This window comes from Paraburkholderia sp. 35.1 (genome assembly GCF_050436525.1).
Lineage (GTDB): Bacteria > Pseudomonadota > Gammaproteobacteria > Burkholderiales > Burkholderiaceae > Paraburkholderia > Paraburkholderia tuberum.
Genome location: NZ_JBNDMJ010000003.1, coordinates 3,552,288 through 3,569,998 on the forward strand (window position 1 = coordinate 3,552,288; position 17,711 = coordinate 3,569,998).

The window sequence follows — 17,711 nt, forward strand, 5'->3', positions numbered from 1 at the left end:
CGGACAGACAGGGGCGCCCAGGCCGCACTGTGTGTCGCGCGCATACGACTGAACGCGCGTGCGACCACGAGGCACTTGCTGGCGTCATGCCGGCCCGTGAACAGGATCTGGATTCGACAGGATCGCAAATGAATCGAATGGTAGAACCAGGTAATTGGCCCGCGAATCCGCCCGCGCCGCAGGCTGGGACCGCCGCCGCGCTGCGCGAACTGACCGTGCAACCGGTGATTCTAGCGAGCGGCTCCGGTACGAGGCTGTGGCCGCTGTCGCGCGAACGCAATCCGAAGCAGCGGATCGGGCTGATGGGCGACCAGTCGCTGCTCGAAGCGACGCTGCGCCGGCTCGACGATGCGTTCGACCCGGCCGCGCCCGACGCGGCCCGCACCACGCCGCCCGCCGCGCCGCTGGTGGTCTGTTGCGAGGAACTGCGGCTGCCGACGCTCGAGCGCGTCGAGCAGTACCGCAAGCCGGTGCGCATACTGCTCGAACCGATGGCGCGCAACACCGCGCCGGCGCTGACCGTCGCGGCGCTCGCCGCGCGCGCGTCGGCCGCGGCCGGCGACGATCCGATGCTGGTCGCGCTGCCCGCCGATCATCCGATCGTCGATCAAGCGGCGTTCGGCGCGGCGCTCAAGGAAGCGCTCGCGTATGCTTCGCGGGGCGCGATCGTCACGCTCGGCGTGCCGCCGCAGCGCGCGGCGACCGGCTACAGCTATATCCGCACCGCCGCGGCCTTGGGAAACCGGGGCGCGCGGACGATCGAGCGCTTCGTCGAGAAGCCCGATGCCGAGCTGGCCGAGCGCTACTTCGCGTCGGGCGAGTACTGGTGGAACAGCGGCATGTTCGTGGTGCGCGCGTCGGTGTGGCTCGACGCGATCGGCCTGTGCCGTCCGCTGATCGCGGCGGCCTGCAAGGACGCATTCGCAGGCGCGAGCATCGACGAGGCCGGCGCGCTGCATCTCGGGCGCGACGCGTTCGCCGCGTGTCCGTCCGACTCAGTCGACTATGCGGTGATGGAGCGCATGGGCACCGACGCGCGTCTCGTCGGCGTGACGGTGCCGCTCGACGCGGGCTGGTCGGACCGCGGCGCCTGGGACTCGGTGTGGGACGCGTCGAGCAAGGACGGCGACGAGCGCTTCCTGCTGTCGGAGAATCAGTCGACGTTGATTCCGCTGGGCGTCAGGCATCGGCTCGAAAATGCTGGCAAGACGCCGCTGGAAATCATCGAGGTGCATTCGGACGGCGATCCCGGCGAAGACGACATCGTGCGCTTGCACGGCTGATGGACGCCGAGCTGTTCGGCGTCAGCGTGCTGTCGGAGGCGCAGGAGCCGCACAGCCGGCATTTCGCAGGCGAGGCGCAGAGCCGCTTCGCGCCGCCTTGCGCGCCCGCGCTGCGCGGCGGTCGACGGCGAGCGCGTCGCACGAAGTCTCGGCGTGATGCGGCGTCCGCACGCCGCGGACCAGCTGCGCCGCTTGCGCTTCGCACGACATCTTTGTTCGCCGGAACACGCAGGCGTCCGGCCACGTCCGTGCAAATCAGACAATTTCATCACGCCAACGTGCGAATGCGCACAATTCAAACCCCACAACGCAGGCACGCTTTGACGAGCGAGCTTTGTGCCTGGCGAAACAGATGGCGTTACACGAACGAAACAAATCTTCAGAGGGATAACCCTGTCAGGAAGTGTCCCACTGGCGCATCCGTTTCGAAGCTTGCAACGTATCGAAAAACGATTCTATTGGCATAACAGATACGTACGGGCCCTTCAATCAACAGGCCACGCGGGGTCAACACCGCTTCGGGGATATGTCATGGAACACGCAAACAAGGATCGCTCGTTGGTGAGCAAAGTCATGGACGGGCTCGTCAGCGGCATCGTCGAGGAAAAATACGGCGCGATTCTGCCGCCGCAGGATGTGCTGTCGAAGGAATTCGATGTGAGCCGCACCGTGATGCGCGAGGCGCTATCGATGCTGCTCGCGCGCGACATGCTCGACGTGCGGCCGAAGATCGGCACGCGCATCCGGCCGATGAGCGACTGGCGCATGATCGACGAGGACGTCGTCAATTGGCGTTTCCGCGCAAAGCCCGATCCGATGTTTCTGCGTGACGTGATCGAGTTTCGCATGCTGATCGAACCGCGCGCGTCGGCGCAGGCGGCCGCGCGCGGCAGTGCCGCGGAAGTCGCGGCGATTCGCGAGGCGTTCGAGGCGTTTCGCATGATCCGTCCGGGCGAGGCCGGCTATCAGGAAGCCGACGAGCTGTTCCATACGCGCATCGTGATCGCGAGCGGCAACCAGTTCTTTAAGCAGATGGCGGCGATCATTCGCGGCGCGCTGTCGACCCTCAATCCGGTCGTGCACGACCGGGAAGGGCTGTGGGAGAGTGCGATCGCATCGCATCAACGCGTCATCGAAGCGATCGAGCGGCGCGATCCGAAGGAGGCCGAGATCGCTGCGCTCGCGATGATCGATTACGCGGCCGAGGAGGTCGGCGGGCGGTTTTCCGCGGAGCCGCCAGCGCGGGTTTGAGCGTGATTGCGAGCGCGGGCTGAGCGTATCTGTCAATGTCCGGCGGGAGCGGCGGGGTGGGGTGTCGAAGGTCGGTGCGCGGCAGTGATGCCGGATGGTTCGATCGGCCGGGTTCGCCGCGTTCGCAAGCGGCATCGGTGACAATAGCGGCTGTTCCGAACCGCATGGACCTTTGCACACACGATGACAGATACGACAGCGGCACTGCACGCAGCCAGCACCCAACCGACCGATCGGGCAGCGCGGGACACCACTTCATCGCGCGAGATCCGCTGGGGGATCGTCGGCACCGGCCGGATTGCGCGCCGCTTCGCGCAAGGGCTCGCGTTCGTGCCGCGGACGCGGCTCGCGGCGCTGTGGTCGCGTCGCGTGGAACCGGCCCAGGCGTTCGCCGATGAATTCGGCGCCGCCGTCTGCGCCAGTTTCGACACTCTGCTCGCGAGCGGCATCGACGCGCTCTATATCGCGACGCTGCAGGACAGTCACGCCGACTATGCGATCGCCGCGTTGCAAGCGGGGCTGCACGTGCTGTGCGAGAAACCCGCGTGTATCAATCGTCCGCAGCTCGAGCGCGTGCTCGACTCCGCGCGCGCATCGCAACGGCTCTTCATGGAAGCGATGAAGCCGCCGTTCTATCCGCTCTACAGAAGGTTGCGCGAGCACCTCGCGGCCGAGCCGATCGGCGAGGTCGGGCTCGTGCGCGCGGGCTGCTCGGTGCCGGGCGTGCCGGCCGATCATCCGTCGCTGTCGTTCGAGCACGCGGGCGGCGCGCTGCTCGATATCGGCATCTACGAGATGTTTCTGGCGGTCGACTGGCTCGGCGCGCCACGCGACGTGCAGAGCTTCGGCCGGCTTGGCGCGACCGGCGTCGATACGTTCGCGAGTCTGAACAGCCAGCACGAGCGCGGTGGTATCGCGCAGCTATTCTGCGGGCTCGATCTGCATGGCAAGGGCGATGCGCTGCTGATGGCCCAAGGCGGTCACGTGACGCTGCACGAGCCGTGGTGGAACCCGTCGCGCGCGACGATCCGTTATGCGGATGGCGGCGTCGTCGAACTCGACGAACCGTTCGAAGGCGGCGGCTTGAACTACGAGACCGCGCACTTTTGCGAGCTAATTCGCGCGGGTGTGCTGGAGAGTCCGCTGATGCCGCACGACACGTCGCGACAGATGATCGCGATGGCCGACGCGGCGCGCGCGGCGTTGGGGCTCAAGTTCGCTGGGGAATGAGCCGCTGGGGGCAACGAAAAGGAGTGGGCGGCGCTCAGTGCCGCGTCGGCAGCGACAGCCGCCGCTCGTACCAGCGCTGCGCCCACTCGAGCACCTGACACAGCACCCAGTACACGGCCGCGGCCGCAAGATAAAGCGGCAGCGGCTGGTAGGTCGACGCGATGATTTCCTGCGCGCTGCGCAGCAACTCGGTCACCGTGATGACGGACACGAGCGAGGTGTCCTTGATCAGGCTGATCAGGCTGTTCGACAGACTCGGCACCGCGATGCGCAGCGCCTGCGGCGCGATCACGTAGCGCAGCGTCTGACGCCGCGACAGCCCGAGGCTGTACGAGGCGAGCCACTGGCCCTGGTGGATGCCCAGAATCGCGCCGCGCATGCTCTCGGACAGATACGCGGCGACGTTCGCCGACAGCGCGATCACGCCGGCCGGCGTCGGATCGAGCGAAATGCCGAAGCTCGGCAGACCGTAGTAAATCACGAAGATCTGCACGAGCAGCGGCGTGCCGCGCATCACGCTCACATAGACGCGCGCGATCCAGTTCAGCGGACGGCTGTGGCTGATGCCCATCAGCGCGAGCATGGCGCCGCCGATCAGGCCGAAGATCATCGACAGGATCGCGAACTTGATCGTCAGCAGCGCGCCTTGTGCGAGCACCGGCACTGATTGGAGCAGCAGGGATGTGATGGACATGGGCAGTGTTCTTATTGACGCACAAAGCGCACATCATAAACTTTGGCGCGCGCTCAGGCGCGGGCCGCGCGATGCGGCTCGGGGTATACGCGGCGCGCGGTTTGGCTCCCGCGGCTCCCGCAGCTCGCGTGGGCCGCAAAAAGCGCGAAGGGCGGCATCGTCATCGATGCCGCCCTTCGTTCGACTCCACGCGTGTTACTTGATCGGCTTGCTGACGTCGATGCCGAACCACTTGTCCGAGATCTTCGTGAAGGTGCCGTCCGCTTCGAGCTGGGTCATTGCGTCGTCGATCGCCTGCGCGAACTTCGGGTTGCCCTTTCTGAACGGAATGCCCGACGGGTTGCCCGGGCCGACGTTCGCGCCGGTGCGCAGCGGCAGGTTCGAGTTCTTCAGCAGGTACGCGAGCATCAGACGGTCGTTCAACGCCGCGTCGAGCCGGCCGGCGGCCAGATCACGCAGGTATTCGGGTGCGCCCGGGTAGGTCTTCACGTCGATGCCCGGCACTGCCTTCGCCATGTCCATGTAGTTCGTGCCGAGACCGACGCCGAGCTTCTTGCCCTTCAGGTCTTCGAGCGAGGTGAACTGGCGCGTGTCGTTCTTGCGCTGGATCAGTTGCGCCGCCGAGTACGTGTACGCCGGCGAGAAGTCGAGCGTCTGCTTGCGCGCGTCGGTGATGCCGACCTGGTTGACGATCACATCGAACTTGCCCGCCTGCAGACCGGCGATGATGCCGCTCCACTCGGTCGTGACGAACTCGGGCTTCACGCCGAGCTTGGCCGCGACCGCCTTGGCGATGTCGACGTCATAGCCGACCAGTTCGCCCGACGGCGCTTTCGAGTTGAACGGCGGGAAGGTGCCTTCGAGACCGATGCGCAGCGTGCCGCGCTGCTTGACCTGGTCGAGCAGGTCTTCCGCATGCGCGGTAACGGCGGTCAGTGACATGCCGATCAGCGCGGTGGCGAGGAGCTTCTTCAATAGGCCGAATTTCATTGTGTTCCTTGTACGTCTGATGTTTTGACGGTCGAGAGCATAGCAAACGAGCCTATCGCAACCTAAATACCGTTTGTTTATGTCTATATGCGGCGGCGCGGATGCCTAGCGCAACGCCTGCGCGCATTCGGCGACGAGCGCCGGACCGCGGTAGATGAAACCAGTATAAAGCTGCACCAGCGACGCGCCGGCCGCGAGCTTCGCGCGCGCATCGTCGCCCGAGAAAATGCCGCCGACGCCGATGATCGGCACCGCCTCGCCGACTTCGGCGCGCAGCTTGCGGATCACCTCGTTCGACGCGTCGAACACCGGCTTGCCCGACAGGCCGCCGGCTTCGTCAGCATGCCGCATGCCGGCGACGGCGGTGCGCGACAGCGTAGTGTTGGTCGCGATGACGCCTTCGAATTTGTGGCGCAGCAAGGTGTCGGCGATCGACTTGATCTGCTCGTCGTCGAGGTCGGGCGCGATCTTCAGTGCGAGCGGCACGAGCTTGCCGTGCATGTCGGCGAGTCTTTGCTGCTTGTCCTTCAGCGCGGCGAGCAGCGCGTCGAGTTCGTCGGCGCCCTGCAGCTGGCGCAGGTTCTTCGTATTCGGCGACGAGATGTTGACCGTCACGTAGCTCGCGAACGGGTACACGCGCTCGAGGCAGTACAGATAGTCTTCAGCGGCGCGCTCGATCGGCGTGTCGGCGTTCTTGCCGATATTAAGACCGAGGATGCCGCGATAGCGCGCGGCCTGGACGTTCTTCACGAACTGGTCGACGCCGGCGTTGTTAAAGCCCATCCGGTTGATCACCGCGTTCGCCTGCGGCAGCCGGAACATGCGCGGACGCGGATTGCCCGGCTGCGCGCGCGGCGTCACGGTGCCCACTTCGATGAAGCCGAAGCCGAGCGCCGCCAGACCGTCGATGCACGCGCCGTCTTTGTCGAGGCCCGCCGCGAGTCCGACCGGGTTTCGGAACGTCAGGCCCATCAGGGTGCGCGGCGAATCCGGCACGCGCGACGCGAGCGCGCCGGCGAGGCCGGTGCGACCGGCGGCGCCGAGCATGCGCAAAGTCAGATGGTGAGCGTCTTCCGCGTCCATGCGAAAGAGTTGGGCGCGAACGAGCGGATAAAGGGAGCTGAGCACGGGATGAAGCCGGACGGCCGGAAAATGGGAACCCGCTATTTTACCGGCTTTGGGCTTTGATGAGACTGGTGGGGCGTTGCCGGCGACGAGCGGGACCCGGCAACGACTCGACGGACGGCGCCTCGACTACGGCCTGAGCGGCCCGCGTCGTCCATGCATCGCGAAATCGACCGGCGGCAGGTCGATGCTGGCCGGATCGAGCACGCGCCACGCGCCGTCGATCAAGCCTTCGAGCGGCCGGAAATTCGCCTTGTACGCCATTTTCGGGCTTTCGCGAATCCAGTAGCCGAGATACACGTACGGCAGGTTCAGGCTGCGCGCCTGCTCGATCTGCCAGAAGATGTTGTAGGTGCCGAAGCTCGCGTGCGGCAGGCTCGGCTCGAAGAACGTGTACACCGACGACAACCCGTCGCCGAGGATATCGATCATGCTGATCATGCGCAGCGCGCCCCGCGCGTCAGGTCGCCCATCGGGCTGCAACGGCGCTGGCTCACGAAACTCGACGAGCCGCGAGTTGATCCGGCTTTGCAGCAGGAACTGCTCGTACTGGTCGCGGCTGTCGCGATCCATGCCGCCGCCCGCGTGGCGCGCCGACTGGTAGCGCATATACAGCGCGTAATGCTCCTCGTCGTAGTGCAGCGGCGCGACGGTCGCAATCAGGTCGCCGTGCTTTCTCCATACACGCCGCTGCGTGCGGTTCGGCTGAAAACGCTCGACCGGCACGCGCACCGGCACGCACGCGCGGCAGCCGTCGCAATACGGGCGATACGTGAACACGCCCGAGCGCCGGAAGCCTGCCTTGACGAGGTCGGTGTAGACGTCCGAATTGATCAGGTGACTGGGTGTGGCGACCTGCGAGCGCGCGATGCGGCCGTCCAGGTAACTGCAGGGATAGGGCGCCGTTGCATAAAATTGCAGCGCGGAAAGCGGAGAAAGAGGCAGCTCGTTGGGATGAGTCACGTTGGCAGCTCTCGATGCGTCTCTGGTAATGCAAACCCGGCACGCCCGGCGGTTGATGCCGCTATTCGATGGGCGGCGGACCGGATTCGGCCTGATTTTTCCTACGCCGCCCGCGCGAGGATGTCGAGCAGGGCGGTCTTGTCGAAGCGCCACGGGATGGCCGGCGCGCCGACAGACGCGCGAACATGCGCGACAAACGCCTTGCGCGCTATCTCGCGGCCGCCGAGCGACGCCAGATGCGACGTGTTCTGCTGGCAGTCTATCATTTCTATTTCGTGACGTCGCAAGTGGCCGACCAGCGCGGCCAGCGCCATTTTCGAGCCGTCGGTGACGTCGGTGTACATCGATTCGCCGAAGAACATCCGCCCGAGCGACACGCCATACAATCCCGCTACACGCTTGCCCTCGAGCCAGGTTTCGATGCTGTGCGCGTCGCCCAGGCGGTGCAGCGACGAATAGGCTTCGACGACGTCGGCGGTGATCCACGTGCCGCGCTGACCGTGGCGCGGCGCCTGCGCGCAGGCGCGCATCACGGCGGCGAAATCGTGATCGACGCGGATTTCCCACGCGTCGTCGCGCAACACGCGCTTGAGCGTCTTGCGCAGCGATGGCGACACCTTGAACTCGGCGGGGCGCAGGATCATGCGCGGATCGGGGCTCCACCACAACACCGGCTGGCCGTCCGAATACCACGGGAAGATGCCGCGCCGATACGCGTCGATGAGGCGCGACGGCAGCAGATCGCCGCTTGCCGCCAGCAGACCGGGCGCGCCGCTCGCGGCGCCGAGCGCGCGCTCGACGGGCGGAAACGGGTCGTCAGCTCCGAGCCAGGGAACCATGCGCGCCGCTCAGCCTTCGCGCAGGGAGCGGAAGATGTCGCCGGTATGCAGGCCGAAACTGCCGGCCGCGCGGTCGGCGAAAAAAAAGCGCAGCGTCTGGCCGACGGTCGGAAACGCGATCTCGTCCCACGGAATCTCGTGCTCCTCGAACAGCTTCACTTCGAGGCTTTCCTCGCCGGCGACGACGTCGAGATCGAGCAGCCGCGCCATGTAGAACAGATGTACCTGATGCACGTGCGGCACATTCAGCAGCGAAAACAGGTTCTGCACCTCGACGCGGGCGCCGGCTTCCTCGAGCGTTTCGCGCGAGGCGGCTTCGGCCGTCGTTTCTCCCATTTCCATGAAGCCGGCGGGCAGTGTCCAGTAACCGTAGCGCGGCTCGATCGCGCGACGGCACAGCAGCACCTTGTCGTCCCACACGGGAACGGTGCCGACCACGTTACGCGGATTCTGATAATGCACGGTGCCGCAACTGCCGCATACGAAGCGCTCGCGATTGTCGCCCGGCGGAATGCTCAGACTGACGCCGTGGCCGCAGACAGAACAGAATTTCATTGGAAAGGGGACGAGAAAGGGTGATAGGAGTTTATCACCGGGGCGGGGGATTACTGAGGCGCCGACAGGGGCTGCGCGAGACGACGTCCAAGGCGGCGAGCGCCGTCGTGTCTGACATTGATTGACAGTCGATTTTTGGATGCGCTGATGGCATCGGTCCTGATGGTTGCGATGGAGGCCACCGCGTCCACCGCAGTCGTCTTTTCTCTCTTGGACATTGCCCCGTGGCTTGGCGCGTCATTCAGTTGACGCGCTTTTTTTCGCCTGAGGGTGGGGCGGTCAAGGGGATCGCCAGACCAAGGCCACAAAAACAAAAAAGGGTTACACGCCAATGCGTTGTAACCCTTCAATGATTTCGGTTGGTTGCGGGGGTAGGATTTGAACCTACGACCTTCGGGTTATGAGCCCGACGAGCTGCCAGACTGCTCCACCCCGCGTCCGTCGAAGAAAAGATTATAGACCAGCCATACGACCAGCGCAATAGCCATGTAAGAATTGGCTTCATTGCGCTTCGCTCTGCCCGCACGACGTCGCCTATCGGAAAGGCTCTGGAAAGCCGTGCGCGGACGCTGCGCTAGAATTCAGATTCTCCACGCGGCTCGCCGGATCTTCACGACGGCGGCCCCTTTGACTCTGATGCCCCGACCCGTTCTGAACCCCATGGATATCGCTCACGACCTGCAGGTCATCGCCATTCAGGAAAAGACCCTCGTGTTTCCCCGCTTCGATGCCGACCGCGCGTGGCAAGTCGGCGCGTATCTGCACGAAGTCGCGAAAGCGCGCGGCATTGCCGCTGCGATCGACGTGCGCACGTTCGGCCAGCCGCTGTTCTTCAGCCTGCTCGACGGCGCGACGCCCGACAACGTCGACTGGGCGCGCCGCAAGGGCAACACGGTCGCGCAATTTCGCCGTAGCTCGTACGCGATCGGTCTGAAAATGCAGCTCGCGGGCGCGACGCTCGCCGACAAGCACGGACTGCCGGCCACCGAGTACGCATCGCACGGCGGCGCGTTTCCGCTGGCGGTGGAAGGGGCGGGCGTGATCGGTTCGATCACGGTGTCCGGTCTGCCGCAGCGCGCCGATCATGAACTCGTGGTCGAAGCGTTGTGCGCGCATCTCGGTCACGACTACGGCAAGCTCGCGCTCGCGAAAAACTGACGCGATGCGCATACCCCCGTATGCGCTGCTCGCGATCGCGATCGTCGCCGAAGTGATTGCGACTTCCGCGATGCGGGCCTCGGACGGCTTTTCACGGCTGCTGCCGTCGATGGTCGTCGTGCTCGGCTACGGCATCGCGTTCTATTGCCTGTCGTTGACGCTCCGAAGCATTCCAGTTGGCATCGTCTACGCGATCTGGTCCGGCGCGGGCATCGTGCTGATCACGCTGGTCGCGCTAGTGCTGTACCGGCAGGTACCCGACGTGCCGGCGATCATCGGGCTGGGATTGATCGTCGCTGGCGTCGCGGTGTTGAATCTCTTCTCGAAGATGCAGGCGCATTGAGCCCCGCGCCAGCCGCCGCGATTGCCGCCAGGCACGTAAATCGGCTTACTTGCAGCGCACGATCATCGAGCGGCCCTTCACGTTCGCCGACGCCACGTTCGTGACGCTGCCGCCGGCGGTGCCGCCTTCGTCGTTGTCCTTCGACACGATGTCGTAGCCGGTCGCGCCGCAGGCCTTACCTGCTTGCACGTAGCACGAGGCCCAACTCGAGCCGGCGTCGGCGCCGCTGCAGTTGACCGCGAAGCCGGTCTGGCCGTTGGGCAGATTGATCAGCGTGGTCGTGTTCGACGACGCGCAGCCGCCCAGTCCCGCGGCAAGCAGCAGCGCGGCGGGCAAGGCGGCCGACAGCGACGCGCGACGCACGAGGGCAAGCGCGGCGCTGGATCGGAGGCGGTGGAATCGGCCGGCGCGTCGCGGTTGCGTCGTGAATTGCATCGTGTTGTGTCCTTTCATTCAGATAGAGGGGGGCTGCCGGGTCGGGTCGGCCGCTGTGGAGCGCGAGGGCGCGCGTCACGGCTCAGGTCATTTCGACCGTGATGCCCGCCGCGTTGAGGAGCCGCCGAGCTTCCGCGCCTTCTTCAGTGGCTGCGTCTTCCCAGATGCCGATCGCTTTCGGGATGTCGATGCCGTGACTTTCGGCGTACTCGAACCAGCGGTTCGCCGCATCCGGCTCGGGCAGTTCATGATCGTGCAGAAAATATTTTCCCATATTGCGCTCGCTGGCCTCGAAATGGCGTCGTAACAGGTACCGTGCGACAGCATGGAGCATGCCGGTATGGACCGTTCGACCAGCGCGCGCGGCTGAAGTGCGGCGCGGTTCTTTGGCGCGGCTCTTTTGGCGCGGCGCGGGGGGCGCGTCTCGCGAGCAGAACTTATCGCGCTGCAACGCGCCTTATCGTTATGGGACGGGCCGCCCGCACACACCCAGTGCAGCGGCGCGCCGCATGCTGAAGCATCAGGGCGGCGCCGTTGCGACTGGCGCCAGCTTTGCAACCGCAACAGGAGGACGAAGATGGCTGAACGGGTCAGTGGCCCTTATCGCGGCTATTTCATCAGCGCCGCCGCGCGCCTCGTGCCAGGGGGCAGCACGTCGGACACGTCAGGCGACGCGCACACCAAAGTGGACGGTACTTACGTCGGCACGGTCAGCCTCGCTGAGCTCGGCCCGTACGATCCGCACCGGATGGAAACGCTGCTCGAGCTCGGCGACCGGCAACGCTTCGACAGTGAAGAAGAGGCGCTCGCGTTCGTCGAACGGGCGGCCCGCGAGTATGTCGACCGATTGCTGGATGGGCCGTGAGCGTGTCGGCGATTTCCGTGCAAAGGGCCCGCCGATGGGCTCGCCAAGGCAGCGCGCGATGCCCTGAATCTGGCCCTCGCGCGCGCTGGACCGTGATCCGGCGGCGCGAGTACCATGGCGGGACTTGCGAGGATCGGCGGCGCGCAGCGGCCTTGCCCGCAAGCTACGTTCCCGCCGCCAACTTCTGACGAGGCGACCATGAAAATCCGTTTTCCCGAAGACGCGCCTGCTTACCGCGACTCCAACCTGACCGTCGTGTTTTCCGCGCTGGTGGACGGTGAGCCGGTGCCGTGCGCGATCTCGGTGGAAGCGCTCGAGGATCATTTCGGCGCTTACAGCGAGAACCTCGACGGCTGGCTGCGCGCGTTCGATGCGGGCCGGCCGCGCATCGAGGCCGTTGCGCGTGAGCATCTGCAGATCAGTAACGGCACACCCGTGCTGCTCAAGAGTGGCCACTTTCCGCCGGGGCAGATGGCAGGCTAAGCGGACCTGCCTACGGACCGTCGGCGCCGGAGGCCGGGTGCAGGTCCATCTCTGCGGTTTTCATTTCACCTACGCATCGCCAACGCCTTGCCGCTAATTCATGTCGCGTGCCGGCACTACCTCGCGCGCCGCTTCGAAGCACCGCCTGATCCCTTCCTGATACGACGTCTTCCTGAGCGGCCCGATCAACGTCGCCAGCGCCGAATCATCGAGCACGACCGGCTCGGTCATCAGATAGTTCATCTCGACCAACTCGCGCATCAGCGGATTGAATAGCCCGAGCACGCGCAGCATGCCCTTGCCGGCCACCGTCAGCTTCGGCCTGGAGCCCGCGAGCGCGTAGGCCTCGCGAGCCACCTCGCGCTGCGTGATCGTGCCGGCGCCCGCGAGATGCCACCAGCGGCCGTAGGCTTCGGGCGTGCGCGTGAGTCGTTCGACCACGGGACCGACGTCCGGCAGATAGATGAATTCGTGCGGTACGTCGACGGGACCGAGCACCTGCGCGCGCTTGCCGGTAGCGGCGCCAACGAAGACACCGTGCAACAGGCTGCGCTCGACCCCCGGTCCATAGAAATCGGGCAGTCGCAATACCAGCGTTTCGAGACCTTTCTGGCCATGCGCGGCCAGCACGAGCTTTTCCTGTTCAAGCCGCATGCGGCCCTTGAACGTGTGCGGCTCGCGCGGATGATCTTCGCGGACCGGGTTGCCGCGCGCGCGGCCATACGGATACACGGTGCCGATCAGAATCAAGCGCTCGACACCGGCGGCCGTCACGCCAGCCAGCGTTTTCTCCATCAACGGCGGGTGCTGCGCGAACTGGTCGTAGGGCACGCCGACGAGGTAGATCACGGTCTGCAGACCGGCGGCCGCGGCGCGGATCGAGGCGGGGTCGTCGGGGTTCCAGGTGACGATCTCCGCGTGCGGGTCGTCACCGAAAGTCCGTTGCAATACCTCGCGCGAGCGGCCGACCACCCGGTAATCGCGGCCCGCCGCGCCAAGCGCCGTCGCGATGCTTTGACCCGCAGCGCCCGCTGCACCGAATAAACCGACCTTTCCCGTGGTTTGCATGACGACTCCCTCAGATCGCGGCGCGACATCGTCGCGCGCTCGTGGCTGCTCGATTTGACAGATGAAAATTTACTGAACATTGTTCAGTAAACGATGTTCAGTTTAAATTGACTTTTCAGTTTGTCAATCTGAAAATTGCGAGTCATGGGAATCGCCGAACGAAAAAACCGCCAGAAGCAGGCACTGCGCGAACGCATCCTCGATGCCGCGCGGCGCATCGTCGTGGGCGAGGGCTTTGCCGCGCTGTCGATGCGCAAGATCGCTGACGCGATCGAATATTCGCCCGCCACGTTGTATCTGCATTTCGCGAGTCGCGACGACATCGCGCGGGCCTTGTGCGCCGAAGGCTACGCGCAGTTGCTCGCGACCTTCGTGCCGCTCGTGCAGATCGCGGACCCCGCCGAACGGCTGAAGGCGCTCGGGCACGCGTACGTTGCGTTTGGCGTCGAGCATCCTGAAACGTACCGGCTGATTTTCATGGAGGACCCGAGCTATACCGGCGCGGCGCTCAGGGGCGGGGTTGGCACTGGCAAACACGACGGCAACACGGGCGACACAAGCGCGAACGCCGGGACCGGTGGTTCGACCGCCTCCCTGGGCAACGCCGCCGGCGGCGTTGCCGACGACGATCCCGGCGACGCCGCGCTGCACATCATGATCGACGCGCTCGACGAATTGCGAGCAGCGGGGCGTCTGTCGGCGTCGGTCGCATCGATGGAGCCGGCCATCTGGGCCGAGGCGTTGTGGGCGAGTCTGCATGGCATCGTCGCGCTGAATCTCACGTGCCCGGTGTTTCCGAGCGCGCCGCTCGAGACGCTCGTCGGCGTGACGCTCGACGCATGGCTCGGTGTGCCGCAGGCCGTGGCGGCGGGCGCATCGAACAGCGCCGCAGTCCGCGGCAAAAAAACCGTCGCGCGGCGCCACGCCAAGTCGGCCGGCTCCACGGACCCGGCCCCCGAGCTCCCCACCAAACGCAAAGCGGCAGGCCCGTGATAACGTTCGGTTCCACCTCATGCCGCGCCGCCGCGCCCAGTTCTCCATGTCCACGTCCGCCTTGCCCGCCACTAGCGACGAAATCGCGACCCACGTAGCCAACCGCATCGGTCTCATCGAACTGGAGCGGCCGAAAGCGCTGAACGCGCTGTCGACCGGCATGATCCGCGCGATCCACGCGGCGCTCGACCAGTGGCGCGAGGACCCCGAGGTGCTGGCCGTCGTCGTGCGCAGCCGGCACGAGCGGGCGTTCTGCGCGGGCGGCGACATCCGCTTCATGTACGAAGCGGCGCAAACCGGCGACCAGGAGGCGCGCGATACATTCTTCAGCGAGGAATACCGGCTCAATCACGCGATCTTCGTGTATCCGAAGCCGTATATCGCGTTGATGAACGGCATCGTGATGGGCGGCGGCGTGGGCATTTCGCAGGGCGCACATCGCACCGGCGGCCTGCGCGTCGTCACGCAATCGACGAAGATGGCGATGCCCGAAACCCGTATCGGCCTCTTTCCGGATGTCGGCGCGAGCTGGTATCTCGCGCGCACGCCCGGCGCGATCGGCCGCTATCTGGCGGTGACCGGCGAGACGATCGGCGCGGCCGACGCGCTGTACGCGGGCCTCGCCGATGCCTACATCGACGACGCGGCGTTGCCCGCGCTCGTCGATAGGTTGAGCCGCGAACCGTTCGAGCGCGGTGCTGATGTGGTTGCGTGCGTCGAGCGCGAGACGCTCGCGTATCAGGTCGCGCCGCGGCCCGAGGAGAGCGCGCTCGCGAAGGCGCGGACGTTGATCGACCGGCATTTCGCGCTGCCCGACGTCGCGCGGATACTCAAGTCGCTCGAACAGGAACGCGAGCGCGGTGGCGACGCGGCGGAGTGGGCCGAGCAGACGATCGCGGTGCTGCGCGAGCGCTCGCCGCTGTCGATGGCGGTCTCGCTCGAAGTGGTCACGCGCGCGGAAGGGTCGATGGCCGACGTGCTGCGCACTGATCTCGATCTGACGCGCTCGAGCTTTCTGCGCGGCGATACGGTGGAAGGCATTCGCGCACGCATCATCGATAAGGACAACGCGCCGCGCTGGCGTTTCGCGCGCATCGAGGACGTCAACCGGGCCGATGTGGAGCAGATGTTCGACAGCCCGTGGCCGGCGAACGAGCACCCGCTGGGCGCTCTGCGCGGCTGAACGCGCGGCCTCGCGAACCCGTCCGCGCGAATCTACGCGTTGCGCGAATTCATGTTCGCCGCGCTTATTCCTCTGCCTCGCTCGCCATGAACGCGCGCATGAACACGAGCGCACCCCAGCCCCACATCGCGTTCGCCGTGAAGCCCACCGCGAGGCGCGGCAGCATGTTGCCGCTCGGCCAGATGCCGCGCAGCGGATCGACGACGAACACGCTCGCCGCCGTCAGCACGATGCCGCCGAACACGAACGCGGGTACCCACGGCGCGCGCCGATGCGGCGCGACGCGCAGCAGCCAGGCCATCAGCACGGCCCAGCACGCGCTCCAGATTGCGTTCGCGATGAACTCAGGCAGGCCGAGCGGCAAAAACGGCGCGGTCGAAAAACCGCTGGGGTCGATCATGCCGGCAGCGTGCATCAGCGCCAGCGTCGATTCGCGAAAGAACAAAGAAGCCAGAAAACCGGCGACGAACGGCAGAATAATTTTTTGCATGCATTGCACCGGCAACGTACAGGCGACTCGCAAGACCTGTACCGGGTGATTGGAAACGAGCGCCATTATATCGACCGGGGTTGGGCGGCCGGGGCCGCGTGTATAAAGCGCAACAACCGTATGCGGTAGAACCGGGCTAATCACGAAAGCGGAAATCCTAAGCTCAATAAAATCGTTCAAAAGCCGCGGACCGCTCCATAGACTGTTTCCTCATGCAGACGGCTCGGGTGTCGCCGTCGTCTGATAAATCGAGCGCATCACGCGCACGTTGGTCGAGGAAAGCCGTCGCAATGTCGAGCCTCACACCGAATCTCCGTTGTCGCAGGGCTCACGCGCGGTCGTGTTCGCGGTGTCGTCCGCCCGGCGCATAGCCTTCATCGATTTGACGCAGTTGCCGATGGCCTGAGTCCATCGTCCGTTTCTCAATCCTTCAACGCGTCGCAGCGCTTTGCCGGTTGCCGGCTCGATGCGCGCGGCCGGCGCTCGCGCTCACCGTTTTCATTACGTCAGGAACAGGCAGGAGTAACAACATGAATGTGTTCTGGTTCATTCCGACTCACGGCGACAGCCGCTATCTCGGTACGTCCCAAGGTGCACGCGCAGCCGACTACGACTACTTCCGGCAGATCGCCGTCGCCGCCGACACGCTCGGCTACGAGGGCGTGCTGCTGCCGACCGGCCGTTCGTGCGAGGACGCCTGGGTCGTCGCGTCGAGCCTGATTGCCGCGACGCAGCGGCTGAAGTTCCTCGTCGCGATTCGCCCGGGGCTGTCGTCGCCGGGACTCGCCGCGCGTATGGCGGCGACGTTCGACCGGCTGTCGAACGGGCGTCTGTTGATCAACGTGGTGACGGGCGGCGACGCGGCCGAACTGGCCGGCGACGGCGTGTTCGTCGATCACGACACGCGCTACGAAATCACCGACGAATTCCTGCATATCTGGCGCAAGCTGCTCGCCGCGTCGCACAGCAACGAAGCGATCGATTTCGACGGCAAGCATTTGCGGTCGAAGGGCGGCAAGGCGCTATATTCGCCGGTGCAAAACCCGCATCCGCCGCTGTGGTTCGGCGGCTCGTCGGCGGCCGCGCACGATATCGCGGCCGAGCACATCGACACCTATCTGACGTGGGGCGAGCCGCCCGAAGCGGTCGCGAAGAAGATCGCCGACATTCGCGCACGCGCCGCGGCGCGCGGCCGGCGAATCCGCTTCGGCATCCGTCTGCACGTGATCGTGCGCGAGACCGAGGAGGAAGCGTGGGCCGCGGCCGACAAGCTGATCAGCAAGCTCGACGACGACACGGTCGCGCGTGCGCAGGCGTCGTTCGCGAAGATGGATTCGGAAGGGCAGCGCCGTATGGCCGCGCTGCACGGCGGCAGGCGCGGCGGGCGCGAGCAGCTCGAGATCTATCCGAACCTGTGGGCGGGCGTGGGGCTCGTACGCGGCGGCGCGGGCACCGCGCTGGTCGGCAGTCCGGAGCAGGTGGCCGCGCGTATGAAGGAGTACGCGGCGCTCGGCATCGAGACGTTCATCCTGTCGGGCTATCCGCATCTCGAGGAATCCTACCGCTTCGCCGAACTCGTGTTTCCGCTGCTGCCGCAACGCTTCAGCAAGGTTGCGAACGGGCCGTTGTCGGGGCCGTTCGGCGAAATCGTCGGCACCAGCTATCTGCCGAAGGCGGCGAGCGCGAGTTGAGCGCGCGCATAGCATGGGTCGCCCGGCTTGCGCGACACGCGCACGACGATCGACAGGCAAGGAGAAAAGCCA

The 17,711-nt window shown here is 65.7% G+C and carries 20 protein-coding genes and 1 tRNA gene; 10 read left to right on the forward strand and 11 right to left on the reverse strand.

All coding sequences use genetic code 11. The features are described 5' to 3' along the window. The first annotated feature begins 128 nt into the window (after positions 1-128). The 3 genes from OKW27_RS36590 (at position 129) to OKW27_RS36600 (ending at position 3,764) form a co-directional block, all read left to right on the forward strand. The gene (locus tag OKW27_RS36590; protein ID WP_429336321.1) at positions 129-1,283 is read left to right on the forward strand and encodes a mannose-1-phosphate guanylyltransferase; all 1,155 of its coding nucleotides are present in this window, start codon (positions 129-131) and stop codon (positions 1,281-1,283) included. A gap of 531 nt (positions 1,284-1,814) precedes the next feature. Then, positions 1,815-2,534 (forward strand): FadR/GntR family transcriptional regulator, encoded by a 720-nt coding sequence (locus tag OKW27_RS36595; RefSeq protein ID WP_090804340.1) that lies wholly within the window; start codon positions 1,815-1,817, stop codon positions 2,532-2,534. A 183-nt stretch (positions 2,535-2,717) separates the two neighbouring features. Continuing rightward, on the forward strand, positions 2,718-3,764 hold the full coding sequence (locus tag OKW27_RS36600; protein ID WP_429336322.1) for a Gfo/Idh/MocA family protein: 1,047 nt from the start codon (positions 2,718-2,720) through the stop codon (positions 3,762-3,764). Between the two features lie 34 nt (positions 3,765-3,798). Here OKW27_RS36600 and OKW27_RS36605 read toward each other — a convergent pair whose 3' ends face one another. The 7 genes from OKW27_RS36605 to OKW27_RS36635 form a co-directional block, all read right to left on the reverse strand. Beyond that, positions 3,799-4,458 carry an amino acid ABC transporter permease gene (locus tag OKW27_RS36605; RefSeq protein ID WP_090804344.1) on the reverse strand — a complete coding sequence of 220 codons (660 nt, stop codon included), beginning with the start codon at positions 4,456-4,458 and terminating at the stop codon, positions 3,799-3,801. 195 nt (positions 4,459-4,653) lie between these two features. Further along, entirely contained in the window at positions 4,654-5,448 is a 795-nt protein-coding gene (locus OKW27_RS36610; protein ID WP_429336323.1) for a cystine ABC transporter substrate-binding protein, read from the reverse strand. A gap of 105 nt (positions 5,449-5,553) precedes the next feature. After that, positions 5,554-6,576 carry a quinone-dependent dihydroorotate dehydrogenase gene (locus tag OKW27_RS36615; protein WP_090804346.1) on the reverse strand — a complete coding sequence of 341 codons (1,023 nt, stop codon included), beginning with the start codon at positions 6,574-6,576 and terminating at the stop codon, positions 5,554-5,556. A gap of 126 nt (positions 6,577-6,702) precedes the next feature. After that, positions 6,703-7,536 carry an arginyltransferase gene (locus tag OKW27_RS36620; protein WP_429336324.1) on the reverse strand — a complete coding sequence of 278 codons (834 nt, stop codon included), beginning with the start codon at positions 7,534-7,536 and terminating at the stop codon, positions 6,703-6,705. 101 nt (positions 7,537-7,637) lie between these two features. After that, positions 7,638-8,375 (reverse strand): leucyl/phenylalanyl-tRNA--protein transferase, encoded by a 738-nt coding sequence (gene aat, locus OKW27_RS36625; RefSeq protein ID WP_184068639.1) that lies wholly within the window; start codon positions 8,373-8,375, stop codon positions 7,638-7,640. 9 nt (positions 8,376-8,384) lie between these two features. Beyond that, on the reverse strand, positions 8,385-8,930 hold the full coding sequence (locus OKW27_RS36630) for an NUDIX hydrolase (protein ID WP_090804352.1): 546 nt from the start codon (positions 8,928-8,930) through the stop codon (positions 8,385-8,387). Between the two features lie 360 nt (positions 8,931-9,290). Continuing rightward, positions 9,291-9,367 (reverse strand) — tRNA-Met (locus OKW27_RS36635). A 223-nt stretch (positions 9,368-9,590) separates the two neighbouring features. Here OKW27_RS36635 and OKW27_RS36640 point away from each other — a divergent pair. Both OKW27_RS36640 and OKW27_RS36645 read left to right on the forward strand, forming a co-directional pair. Next, on the forward strand, positions 9,591-10,088 hold the full coding sequence (locus tag OKW27_RS36640; protein ID WP_184043993.1) for a heme-degrading domain-containing protein: 498 nt from the start codon (positions 9,591-9,593) through the stop codon (positions 10,086-10,088). Between the two features lie 10 nt (positions 10,089-10,098). After that, positions 10,099-10,431 (forward strand): DMT family transporter, encoded by a 333-nt coding sequence (locus tag OKW27_RS36645; protein WP_373685677.1) that lies wholly within the window; start codon positions 10,099-10,101, stop codon positions 10,429-10,431. Between the two features lie 45 nt (positions 10,432-10,476). Here OKW27_RS36645 and OKW27_RS36650 read toward each other — a convergent pair whose 3' ends face one another. After that, on the reverse strand, positions 10,477-10,866 hold the full coding sequence (locus OKW27_RS36650) for a hypothetical protein (protein ID WP_090805720.1): 390 nt from the start codon (positions 10,864-10,866) through the stop codon (positions 10,477-10,479). Positions 10,867-10,948: 82 nt separating this feature from the next. Next, complete coding sequence (locus OKW27_RS36655; protein ID WP_090804358.1) at positions 10,949-11,140, reverse strand: hypothetical protein; 192 nt, start codon at positions 11,138-11,140, stop codon at positions 10,949-10,951. Between the two features lie 303 nt (positions 11,141-11,443). Between OKW27_RS36655 and OKW27_RS36660 the strand changes: the two genes are divergently transcribed. Together OKW27_RS36660 and OKW27_RS36665 are read left to right on the forward strand one after the other, a co-directional pair. Continuing rightward, a complete protein-coding gene (locus tag OKW27_RS36660) occupies positions 11,444-11,731 on the forward strand; it encodes a hypothetical protein (protein WP_429336325.1) in 288 nt (95 codons plus the stop codon). A 198-nt stretch (positions 11,732-11,929) separates the two neighbouring features. After that, positions 11,930-12,214, forward strand: a complete 285-nt coding sequence (locus OKW27_RS36665; RefSeq protein ID WP_090804362.1) for a DUF1488 domain-containing protein — start codon at positions 11,930-11,932, stop codon at positions 12,212-12,214. A gap of 93 nt (positions 12,215-12,307) precedes the next feature. Here OKW27_RS36665 and OKW27_RS36670 read toward each other — a convergent pair whose 3' ends face one another. Further along, entirely contained in the window at positions 12,308-13,282 is a 975-nt protein-coding gene (locus OKW27_RS36670) for an NAD-dependent epimerase/dehydratase family protein (protein ID WP_429336326.1), read from the reverse strand. Positions 13,283-13,426: 144 nt separating this feature from the next. Here OKW27_RS36670 and OKW27_RS36675 point away from each other — a divergent pair, with 144 nt between their 5' ends. Beyond that, complete coding sequence (locus OKW27_RS36675) at positions 13,427-14,275, forward strand: TetR/AcrR family transcriptional regulator (RefSeq protein ID WP_429336327.1); 849 nt, start codon at positions 13,427-13,429, stop codon at positions 14,273-14,275. Between the two features lie 46 nt (positions 14,276-14,321). Then, positions 14,322-15,458 carry an enoyl-CoA hydratase/isomerase family protein gene (locus OKW27_RS36680; protein ID WP_429336328.1) on the forward strand — a complete coding sequence of 379 codons (1,137 nt, stop codon included), beginning with the start codon at positions 14,322-14,324 and terminating at the stop codon, positions 15,456-15,458. 64 nt (positions 15,459-15,522) lie between these two features. On the opposite strand, the gene OKW27_RS36685 is transcribed toward OKW27_RS36680, so the two are convergent. After that, entirely contained in the window at positions 15,523-15,948 is a 426-nt protein-coding gene (locus OKW27_RS36685; protein ID WP_090805723.1) for a hypothetical protein, read from the reverse strand. Positions 15,949-16,478: 530 nt separating this feature from the next. Here OKW27_RS36685 and ssuD point away from each other — a divergent pair. Continuing rightward, complete coding sequence (gene ssuD, locus OKW27_RS36690; RefSeq protein WP_429336329.1) at positions 16,479-17,639, forward strand: FMNH2-dependent alkanesulfonate monooxygenase; 1,161 nt, start codon at positions 16,479-16,481, stop codon at positions 17,637-17,639. Positions 17,640-17,711: the final 72 nt, after the last annotated feature.